The organism is Pseudomonas sp. HMWF021, assembly GCF_003061005.1.
Classification (GTDB): domain Bacteria; phylum Pseudomonadota; class Gammaproteobacteria; order Pseudomonadales; family Pseudomonadaceae; genus Aquipseudomonas.
The window spans coordinates 3,065-6,024 of the sequence record NZ_QAIK01000015.1; the positions used below are offsets into that span (position 1 = coordinate 3,065).

Annotated in this window: 2 protein-coding genes; one reads left to right on the forward strand and one right to left on the reverse strand. The window is 59.6% G+C overall.

Going from position 1 to position 2,960, the window contains the following annotated elements; translation table 11 throughout:
- On the reverse strand, window positions 1–699 hold a 699-nt coding region (locus DBR18_RS28605), incomplete at its 3' end, for a di-heme oxidoredictase family protein (RefSeq protein WP_371921059.1).
- 199 nt (window positions 700–898) lie between these two features.
- On the opposite strand from DBR18_RS28605, the gene DBR18_RS01200 reads away from it, so the two are divergent.
- Window positions 899–2,960 (forward strand): dermonecrotic toxin domain-containing protein (locus DBR18_RS01200; RefSeq protein WP_371921060.1); only part of this gene is annotated, 2,062 nt, incomplete at its 3' end.

Below are 2,960 nucleotides of genomic sequence, written 5' to 3' on the forward strand. Positions count from 1 at the left end.
GGCGGCGTTGGCAAGGATCGCTTCTTCGGGAATGGCTTCGAGCAGGCCGAGGCCGATCATTGGCGGCGCGACCCGGGCCGAGAAACGCGTGTCCGGGTGCATCGGGCCGTAGCCCAACTGGCTGAATTGCAGAACCGGTTTGCGCAGTTCGACTTCGGTGCCGTCCTTGAAGCGGATCGGCACCGGCGTGTACTCGACGCGCACCTTGCCTTCCGGTGTGACGCCGGGCACCGCCATGTCCTGGAACTGCCCGCCGTAGACCGGCTCGGGCACGATGCCGAGTTGTTCGATGACGGTGGCGTAGGCCGGCGAATCGGGAATCGACAGGCGTACCAGCATCGATACCGCATTGGCCGAGTCCGGGGTGGGCGGATGTCCGCGACCATCCTTGATGTGGCAGTTCTGGCAGGCGTTGGTGTTGAACAGCGGGCCGAGGCCATCGCGCGCGGTGGTGGTCGACGGCGCGATCACCCACGGGCTGCGGAAAAAACTGTTGCCGACACTGAAATCGACCCGACGCGACGGTGGCAGATTGGCCGAGGGCAGGGAGAACGCATTCTGATCGGTCTTGCGCACGGTCGTTGCACCGCCCGAACGCGCTTCACCCGGCTCGGCCTTGGTAAAGCGCGGGGCGTCATCGCAGGCACTCAGGCCCAGGGCCAGAAACAGTGCGGACAAGCGAAGCGGCAGCGAGGGCATCAGACATCCTGCGGACGGGCGAAAACAAAGGCGCAAAGTCTAACAGGGCGAGTGAATTTGAATAAGAGGAATTATCGTTTGCTCCGCCGTGAGTCCTGCAAAAAATCCGTACGAAAGACGCAGGCGATAACTATGTACCGCATTGGGAGGAGGGTGCTGCAGCAATATCGCCAGGGTCTTGAACCCGGAGTTTTTTGTCATGTACAACGAAATTCACTCAGCCTCGCGGACTGCATTGTCCGCAACCCGTGACACGTACGCCAAGTCCGCACTGCTGCAGACACTTGATGAAATTGAACTGCAACTGGCGGAGCGACTGGCAATCAGGCCCAATTTTCACGAATTCGCTCAGCAGGCTTTCGAATCACACTTTCCGAGCCTGAAGCCGTTCCCCGATCTGTTGCGCTGCTTTATCAGTTTTGACGGGCAAACGGTGCCATTGGCGCCCATCGAATCTGTCGAGAGCCCCGAACCTGCTGTTCGATCTGAGGCGCCTGAAAACAGCACGGCGGACATCGAAGTCGTACCGCCCAGCCTCATGGATGCGGTGGTTCGGCGTATCGTCAGCGCTGAGGCGGCGGATTACGCCCTGCGCAAGGCCCGCTTTCATCGCGCGGCTGACTCCGCTGAAACACTCGAAGCGTACAACGCACTTACGCCGCATGCGTTCGATGGCTTTCTCGATCAGTTGGCCAGCAACCTTGCGTCGCAATACACGCAATACCTCGAGCGGTACTGGGCCCAAGTGACAGGGCCGACCGATTCGAGAACACGCCAGCAGTGGCTGGTCGCCACGCTTATCGAACAATTGCTGGCCGAAGCGGCACTGCTTGGACAGGACGGCCTGCTCGACAGTGGCGCCATCGGTCTGCTTAAAACGGTGCAGCGCTACCCGACCGCGAAGGCCCGGCAGGTCTTGCGCACTTATCATCCATGCGTTTATGGCATGGCTCTCAAGGACAGTGAGGCCAGCGCGATCACCCTGCATGGCGCCTTCATTCTGACCGAGCGTGATCCGCAGGATGCCGAAGTGCGTTGGGAGAGTGAGGTGACGGCGCCGGTGGCACGACCGGTCACGCCTTCGGTCGATGTTGGCAGGGTGCTGTTGTTCACGCCGAACAACCGCCTGGAAGCTTTCGACTCTCTGGCCGCTCTGGATCGTGAACTGCATCGACGTTTGAGTCATGCGGTCGAGTTTTCGACACTCAGTGCGCTGGTTGCCGACAAGGATCAATTGCGAGTGCTTGCGCTGCAGGGAGCAGCGCCGTTGCGCGGTCAGGTTGAATACCTTGAACGTGTGGATTCGCCCTTCAATGACTGCGTTGAATCGCTGGCCCGGCTGGGCGAGGACAATTTCGCTTCGACTCTGGCCCGGTTTGTGAAACAGGGCATTCATGCGGACATGGCCAATCTTCCGGCCGCCATCGATCAGGCATGCGACCCGCGGCGCAATTTCGAGGTTCAGGCGATCTTGTCCGCGCGACTCAGGAAACAGTGCAAGGCGCGTATCAGCGCGTTTTTGCAAGATGCCTCCACCGAGGATTGTCAGGCTTGGGCCACAGCGTTCCAGGCTTTTCGCGACGCTATTGTCGACCTCGCGGATCCCGAAGGGTTACCGTCGCTGGAGCAGTTCAGCGACCATCACCAGCTTCTGGCCTACAGCAACAGGCAATTGCGTGTTGCGCTCGATACTCAGTACGGCCTGACGGTGAATCCGGACGAAATCGTGGTGAACACCAGGCAACCGGTGCTTCCGACAGGCATACGGCCTGCAGGTGCATCGGGCTCTTCGATTTCAGAGCCTGGCATTGTGCGTTACAGCCATAGAGAGCGCACGCTGACAGAGTTGGCGCTGGAGAACGTCGGCGGAATTGATCTGAGCTTTGTCCGGAATTCCACACTCATGCTCAAGCCTGCAGGAAGCAGTGCCGTCGAATACAAAGATCTGACCCTCGATCAGATCAAGGATCTGGTGCGCGAACTCGATATCGGTCAGACCTATCAGGACTTTCTCCAGAGGAGTCTGATCACTTCCCCCCAGGCACTTGCACGCAAACAGTCCAACATTCGTCTGATTGAGCGCCAGATGCGCTTGAGCGCCATTGAAGCGAAAATCAATGGCGATTTTTTCGCAGACCGACTGGAGCGGGGCTTCAACTGGGTGCAGGCGGTGCTGGATGCACCACAGGACAGTGATCAGCGCAGAGCGGTGGAAGGTCACAGGGTCATTGTCCAGTATCTGCAGCTGCGCGCGCAGCGGG